The organism is Undibacterium sp. RTI2.2 (assembly GCF_035018705.1).
Classification (GTDB): Bacteria; Pseudomonadota; Gammaproteobacteria; order Burkholderiales; family Burkholderiaceae_D; genus Undibacterium.
This window is the reverse complement of record NZ_JASJXN010000073.1, coordinates 1-8,258: the sequence shown is the minus strand read 5'-3', so window position 1 is coordinate 8,258 and position 8,258 is coordinate 1. Positions and strand designations below refer to the sequence as shown.

Genomic DNA, 8,258 nt, shown 5'->3' with positions numbered 1-8,258 from the left:
AAATTTGGTATCGTTCGTCTTGGGTTAGGTGTGTGTAGCGCATATTCGGCAACTTTCGACTGGCTGGTCAAAAGGCATGAATGCTATCGCATCTGACCCTTTGACTTTTTATTCAACGTTGCTCTTCGTGCTTGAATCCGCCGATCAATTTCATTTATAGCCTCATCGTCGCCTCTGTGGTCATTAGCTCACGCTTCAGCATATTTCAGCGAAATGCCACAATTTGTGAACAGTACAGCTTTAACTTGTGCTTAGCCAATGGACTTGTACGTTGCATCAAACATCCCGAAGTTCTTGGGCAGGATCGCGGCGTCCATAGATAGTTGATCACCAAAAGCACAGTAGTAGACGCTGAATACAAGTAGAGCACCATCCGGCTCATTGAGTATTCTATTTAATGTAAAGAAACGCTTAATTTCCCACTATAAATGACGAGAATTACCATGGCGATGGTGGACACTAATTTATCGTAAGCTGAGGCTTAATTAGCGTTAATCTCTTCAAAAAACGTCTGGCGCTTTTTCTTTCAGTGTTGCTCTATTCAAAAAGTTTTGATTAGATTCGACTTTGATTTTACCTTTAGATATCAATTGCTGCTAAGCTAATGTTGGAAGATTGATATTAAATTTAGTTGTTTATCTCGTCAAACTTACCCAACTAGCGGCCGATACACCATGACGGCAAATTGATAGCTACTTGAGGTTTTTATTGATTTACTTAGTAAGGCCTTTTTTCAGGAAAATAAAGAAATGAATTCATTCAGCGACCTGTCACCCATACTTATTCCAATCACAGCTCTGCTTATTCCGATCGTCAGTATCATTGCCTGGGTCGTTTTGAAAATTACACGTCTACATTTATTACATGAGACCGTGCGCCATTTAAGTGAGCATGGACAACCAATTCCGCCTGAACTTTTAAGTAAAATAGTTAACGATAAATCTTCTTAACTGCGGATAGTTATACGCGTGATTTAGATTCGAATTTCAGTCTGAAAGTGACGCGGTGTGTGGGTGACAAATTCGTTTTATCACAGCATATCGCTCGATTGATCAATGTGATATTTTCCCAAGTAGCCAAAATGTTTAGGTACGCAGGAGCAAAGTCTTACTTTGTGCGCAGTACCACATTGCAATAACAGGTCCGTCGTTAGGTTTTGGATCTCATCCTATGTGCTTAATGTTGCTTGGCATATGGACCCAGAGGTGCATACGTTCTTCATACACTGAAACGCTGGGTCCCGGAAAAGAGGATTCAGCAAAAGCACCTACAGGTATGGCGACCGCCTCAGGGTAGGCATCTAAGGTGTAGTACACGGTCGCACCGCAGACCGGGCAGAACCTGAATGTACATTTCGTTCCTTCGTCTCCGATACGAATATATTCTGTGCTTGCGCCAACGACCGTGACCGCCTCTTTTGCAAACCGTGCTTGCGCAGCGAACACGCTGCCAGTGCGGCGCTGACACGCCAGACAGTGGCACACAGATACGCCCAAGGGTTCGCTGGCGACATGCGCTTGCAACTGCCCACAGCTGCAGGAGGCAATTCGAGAAGATTGCGGAGATATAGGATGCATTCTGAGTCACCTGATTCAAATAAAGTGAAAAATTTGCCTAGCTTTGCAGATCATCCGCCTATCCTGGCAATCCGTTCATAGCAGTTACAAACCAACAAAATTGCTCGGTCTTATTAACAATCGTCTACGTACACGAGAAATAGTTTACGTATGGAAAAAACCTACGTCTGGTGGGTTTGAAAGTACGCTCGTTTTAATGATATCCGGCTTTCTATACAGATGGGTGCGGAAGAAATCAAATCACCTAATACTTGAAAAAACAAGCGCGGCATCCATCTGCCTTGCTTGAAATCGCCAGATAAATCTATCGCTGATTGGAATAATGTGTCATTTTTCCCTCGCCCTCCTCAACTACCGCCACGCCCACGCGAAGTCGCTATGCAAATAGTCGAGCAAAAGCATTCTCACGCCATTGACCAGCGCGTCCTGATAATCGAAAAGAAGATAGCTGACGTAAAGCCACTTTTGCCATTAATCAAATCCAAATAATTCATAGCAATCCTGTTTCAAAGTCCGATTTGTCAATAAGCACATTTAGTATTTTTGACGTCCACGGCATCGAAGCACAAATGGTTTCTTCGTACCGATCACCTCTGGACTGCTTGAATCAATCGCCCTTTGCAGAAGTTCGTTTTCCGGACGATTATTTAAAGAAAAATCAATATACTCCCCATAAAATAATAAAAATATTACTTATAGACCAATGATTACTTGGACAATAAAATATACCTACAGGGAGTATATATTTATACCTCCGTTAAACAAGCATTTATCCAGATGTCTAAAAGTGCCATTTAATCCGGCCATCGCGCCATACCAGCATAAACGAAACAGGTAATTTAACCTGCAAACGGAGCTCTAACAAACAATACTCAAAGTACCTTAACGCGAAGAAATACTATCAATACAAAGCCAGGGCTTCAGTCCTTACTGCGTTTAAAAGTAGCTCTGCGCCGGGTGACATTAAGCGCTCTTGTTGCCGGATAATCCCAAAGGCATCCATCGCACATGGGAGCTCGATCGGCAAAATGCTTAGTACATTTAAAGAGGCGTAATACCGTGCGACTTCGATAGGCATGACATGCAAAGAATCCGTTTGCTGTAAGAGCGCGGTGATCAGCAATAGCGCCGTAGTATCTACCACATCAACCGGTGGCAGCAGGCCTGCCCGGCGGAACATCATGTCAAAGCGATGGCGCAAGATGGCGCCTTGTGGCGGTAATATCCAGGGTTTAGTAGCGATGTCTTTAAGCTGCAAATTTTTATGTGTTAACAACGGATGCTCGTTGCGAACGACGGCGCAAGCGGGTTCTTCTGTGAGTTCTTCATAGATCAGGCTAGAACCGTTTTCTTTCTCAAGGATGCGTCCAATCATAAAATCGAGCGAGCCATTTTGCAGTCGGTCTAACAAAATATTACTTTGATCCATGTGCACGCCTATGCGTAACAGCGGTGCTTGTTGCTTGATGCGGGCAATCGCGCGTGGCAGCAGTGCCATACCTGGCGTCATGATGACACCCACTTCAACTTGCCCAACCAGACCGGAACGCAGTGCCACAATATCGTCATGCGCAAGCGACAGGTTAGTCAGTGCCATTCGGGCGTGACGGATCATGGTCTCACCATAAATCGTCGGCTCCATACCGCGTGGCAGGCGCTCAAACAGACGTACGTCCAGCATTTCTTCCAGGTCTTTTAATTGTTTGGACGCTGCAGGTTGCGTCATATGCAATGCATCAGAAGCGCGGTGGATATTGCGGTGTTCATCCAGGGCGATTAAGAGTAAAAGTTGCCGGGTTTTTAAACGTGCTTTTAAGAACCAGTTGGGATTGAGCGTATCCATCTTTGAAATCATCGTGTCATTAATCTTGAAAATGATACAGCATTGATTTTGGCGGCATCTCTTTATCCACGAGTTGTCTTACTTAGGTTTGAGTCACACTATTTTTAATGAATAAAAATAGCTTGCTTAAGCTCTGAAATCAGGGTTTTCGACTAAATCCTGTCCCGTCGCTTTAGCCGGCATAGAAAAAATATTCGGGTCGCCTCGGCTTATTACATCAATACGCTGTAGTTCTTCCGTCGTGAAGTGCAAGTGATTCAGCGCATCTAGGCTGTCGTCTAGCTGTGCCACTGTGCGGGCACCAATCAGAGTTGAAGTAATGCGATCATCACGCAAGGTCCAGGCTAACGCCATTTGTGCCAGACTCTGGCCTCGCTCCAACGCAATCTGGTTGAGTGCCTTGATACGGACTAATACCTCAGAATTGAGACCGTTACGCACCCAGTCCAAGCGTGAGGCGCGCGAATCAGTAGGAATTTCTTTCAAATATTTGTCCGTCAAAAAGCCTTGCTGTAGTGGAGAAAACACGATAGTGCCAACTCCGTTCTCTGTATTCTTTGCCAGCAACTCCGGCTCTATCCATCGATCCAACAAGCTGTAATTAGGCTGACTGATCGTCAACGGCACCCCTTCTGCACGCAGACAATCTGCTGCTTTTTGTGTCAGAGCAGGACCGTAATTGGAGATGCCTATGTACAGAGCTTTACCTTGGCGCACCATCTGTGCCAATGCGCCCATGGTTTCTTCGATCGGGGTATGGGGATCAGGGCGATGACTATAAAAAATATCCACATAGTCCAAACCCATGCGCTGTAAGCTTTGATCAAGACTGGCGACCAAATGTTTTTTCGATCCGTTCATACCACCGTAGGGACCTAGCCACATATCCCAGCCAGCCTTGGTTGAAATGACTAGTTCGTCACGATACGATTTAAAGTCCTCGGCAAACAGGCGTCCAAAATTGCGTTCTGCAGCGCCAAAAGGTGGGCCGTAATTATTTGCCAGATCGAAATGAGTGACACCTCGATCAAAGGCACGACGCAACATCGCTCTTTGGGTTTCAATCGGATTAATATCGCCAAAATTTTGCCACAAACCTAGTGATATCGATGGCAACTTCAGTCCACTGCGACCGCTACGGCGATATGCCATCGTACCGTACCGTGAGTCATGTGCTTGATAGATCATTTGTGATTTTCTAAATTAGATAGATTGGAGCGCCAACTTACACATACGAGAAAAGCATCACCAGCATGTAAAGAAAAAGCCTATTTTTTAGCTGGTAACAAGCGACTTTGATAGCGATCTAAATCCTGCGGATTAACCACTGGCCAGCCTTCCGCATCCCAGCTCACTTCCATAATTTTTAGCTTTTGCAGGTACTTGTCAGCGGTCTCGTAGGCATGCAGTACGAGATAGTCTTTGCCATCAAACTGGTAAGCGCTGTTGTGTCCAACGCCCGTCCATGCCGGTGTCCCTTTTAACAGCAAAGAACCGCCACCTTTCGCCAAGTCTTTACCGGCTTTATCGAGATAGGGCCCGCTTACTTCAGTAGAGCGTCCCACCATTAAATGGTAGGTGCTGTCCGCGCCACGGCAACACAAACCCCAAGAAACGAACAAATAGTAATAACCACCTTTTTTAAAGATGAAAGGTGCTTCTATTTCTGCCGGAGGAGCGGATTGGTTGACTCCCAAGGCAGGTTGCTCGCGTTGAGCGATAGAACGCCATTCTTGTGGCTGTGCTAATTGAGTCCAGTTGTCATTGAGCTTCACTAATTTAATACCGCTCCAAAATGAACCAAAAGCCATCCATCCGGCTCCTTTACTATCGGCGATGATATTCGGATCAATCGCATTCCACTCATCCCGACCCGGTACAGATTGCAACACCATACCCTGATCTTCCCAGTGGTAATTTGGCGAACGCGGATTCAGGGTTTTGTTAGTGGTTACGCCAATACCAGATGCATTCTTCCCAAAGCCGGATACTGAATAATATAAGTAATATTGACCATGATGAAACTGAATATCCGGTGCCCAAATATGGTCATTAAACTCCGGCGCAACAGCACGCGCCCAAGTCGGTGCATCTGCAAAAACACGCCCTTCCAGCTGCCAGTCCTTCATGTTAGATGAGCTATAAAATGTAATGCCAGGCCCGGTACTAAATACGTAATAGGTATCGCCCTCTTTCGCCATCACTGGATCATGCACGCTGACTTGCGTAACTGGTTGTGATGGCTGGACTTGCTGTGCATGGACATGCAACATCAACACAAAACTACATAGAGCGGCAAGGGTGCGGAATAAACTAGATATCATGAAGTCCTCAAATCACTGACTAACTTACGAACTAACCGGCAAACCACATTGAATATAGTTCAGCCGTATTCAAATCACACCCAACCAGCATCGACAATAAATTCTTGTGCGGTACACATAGCACTATCATCCGCCGCTAAAAATAGCACCATGGACGCGATATGCTGCGGCATTAATTTGTCAGGCAAACATTGATTTTTTTTGATCTCAATTTCAGCAGCATCATCCACCCACAAATCGATTTGACGTTGTGTCATGACCCATCCAGGCGTCACGGTATTCACCCGGATACCATGCGCCCCAAGATCGCGTGCCAAACCGCGAGTAAGTCCGACAACAGCCGCTTTTGAGGTGGCATATACCGGATAACCAGCGCCTTTGATATGCCATGAAATGGAACTGATATTGATGATAGACCCACCGCCCTTACGTTTCATACCTGGTAGCACGGACTGACAGGTAAAAAACATCGGGCGCTGATTAATGGCAATGCGCTCATTCCAATAGTCTAGTGTGACATTTTCGGTTTCATGACGCTGATCGTTGGCTGCGTTATTGACCAACACATCAAAATCCCCAATTTCAGTTGCGAATGCAGCCATCACTTTTTGCAACGAAGGAATATCGGTGATATCGCAATGACTAAATAATGGTTCAAGATCGCCTGCAGCTGCGATGCGACTGCAAAGCGCCCGACTAGCCTCTTCGGCTATATCGACAAAGGCGACCTGCGCACCCTGCGCCGCAAAAGCAGCGACGATTTCCTCACCGATACCACTGCCACCGCCGGTAACGAAAACACGCTTGCCTTCAAGGCTGCCGAATTTGGCTAACTGACTCATCTTGTCTCCTATTTTTTTGTTGGTGAGCGTACTTTTTTTAGTGAGCGTACTTTATAGTTACTTTTTTTGCTCACTGTATGCGCTCGCTGATTACATTCACTGCCTGGTCAGAGCACCATCACGACGACGCCAGATTCCAAGAGGATTATCCTCCTGTAAAGCTTGCGGCAATAAGGCTTGCGGCATATTTTGATACGACACCGGCCTTAAAAATCGATGGATCGCAGCAGTACCGACCGAAGTGCTGCGACCGTCCGAAGTTGCCGGGAATGGACCACCATGCACCATCGACGACACCACCTCGACTCCAGTCGGGAAACCATTGACCAAAATACGACCTACTTTGCGCTCAAGCACTGGTAATAACTGGCCGGCGACGATTGTATCAGCCTCATCCATTTGCAAGGTAGCAGTTAATTGCCCTTCCAGGCTCTCAGCGACCTGACGCATTTCGTCTACATCTTTACAAGCGACGAATATCGAAGCAGGGCCAAAAATCTCGTGATGCAATTCAGTCCGGGCCAGAAATACTTTGCCGCTCGTGGTGAATAAAGCTGGACCACCTTTGCCCTGCTCAATCGGTGTATTAATTATCGTAGAAACGTCGGCTTGCTGCGCCATAGTGGCGACACCAGTCTGATAACTTGATGCGATACCCGGGGTCAACATAGTGCCGGGTTGAGCTGTAGCCAGTGCCTGTGCAGCCTGCGCTGCAAAGTGATCAAAATCTACACCTTCAATTCCCAATACCAAACCAGGATTAGTACAAAATTGCCCCACTCCCATAGTAAGCGCAGCAGCAAATCCGGCAGCAATCTCATTACCCCGGTTTGCCAATGCGTGGGGTAATAAAAATACCGGATTGATGCTACTCATTTCTGCATAGACCGGAATCGGTTGTACTCTTGTAGCCGCCGTCTGCATCAACGCGATGCCACCCTGCCTCGATCCCGTAAAGCCGACTGCCTGTATCGCCGGATGACGTACTAGCGCTTGCCCGAGCTCATTACCAATACCACTCAACATTGAAAATACACCGGCGGGCAATTGACATAATTTCAGCGCTTTAGCAATCGCCTGCGCCACCAGTTCCGACGTACCCGGATGTGCAAAATGCGCTTTGAGAACGACGGGGCAACCAGCAGCAAATGCCGATGCAGTATCGCCACCAGCGACCGAGAATGCTAAAGGAAAATTGCTGGCAGCAAATACCGCCACTGGCCCCAGACCAATCAACTGCATACGTAAATCAGGTCTTGGCGGTTGCCGCTCGGGTAAAGCTGCATCAATACGGACATCACGCCAAGAACCTTCCCGCAGCAAATCGGCAAACAGCTTTAACTGCGTCACTGTACGGCCACGTTCGCCTTCTAAGCGCACCCTTGGCAAACCGCTCTCAGCCATCGCTCGCTCAATTAAAGCATCACCCAGCTCTATAATTTGTTGCGCAATAGTTTCTAAAAACTGGGCACGTTGTTCATCGCTAGTCGCACGGAAGGGATCAAATGCAGCTTGTGCCAGACGGCAAGCTTCATCAATTTGAGCCGCATCAACGGCGTAAAAAGCAGGCTCTATCGATTCTTTTTTTGTTGGATCAAATGAGCTTCTTGCAAAATACCCAAACCAGTAAAGTCGAGCATGGGTGTGGCCACTGTTGCGATTGGTTTTCTTG

The 8,258-nt window shown here is 46.8% G+C and carries 6 protein-coding genes; all 6 read right to left on the bottom strand.

Annotation, left to right across the window (positions count from 1 at the left end; all coding sequences use genetic code 11):
• Positions 1–1,163: 1,163 nt before the first annotated feature.
• Positions 1,164–1,577, bottom strand: coding sequence for a GFA family protein (locus QN395_RS20570; RefSeq protein WP_322121293.1), 414 nt, complete (start codon positions 1,575–1,577; stop codon positions 1,164–1,166).
• A gap of 901 nt (positions 1,578–2,478) precedes the next feature.
• The gene (locus tag QN395_RS20565) at positions 2,479–3,420 is read right to left on the bottom strand and encodes a LysR family transcriptional regulator (RefSeq protein WP_322121694.1); all 942 of its coding nucleotides are present in this window, start codon (positions 3,418–3,420) and stop codon (positions 2,479–2,481) included.
• 126 nt (positions 3,421–3,546) lie between these two features.
• Entirely contained in the window at positions 3,547–4,608 is a 1,062-nt protein-coding gene (locus QN395_RS20560) for an aldo/keto reductase (RefSeq protein ID WP_323492913.1), read from the bottom strand.
• 80 nt (positions 4,609–4,688) lie between these two features.
• Positions 4,689–5,744, bottom strand: coding sequence for an arabinan endo-1,5-alpha-L-arabinosidase (locus QN395_RS20555; RefSeq protein ID WP_323492912.1), 1,056 nt, complete (start codon positions 5,742–5,744; stop codon positions 4,689–4,691).
• 74 nt (positions 5,745–5,818) lie between these two features.
• Positions 5,819–6,586, bottom strand: coding sequence for an SDR family oxidoreductase (locus tag QN395_RS20550; RefSeq protein ID WP_323492911.1), 768 nt, complete (start codon positions 6,584–6,586; stop codon positions 5,819–5,821).
• Between the two features lie 96 nt (positions 6,587–6,682).
• The coding region (locus QN395_RS20545) for an aldehyde dehydrogenase (NADP(+)) (protein ID WP_323493134.1) at positions 6,683–8,258 on the bottom strand (1,576 nt) is incomplete at its 5' end.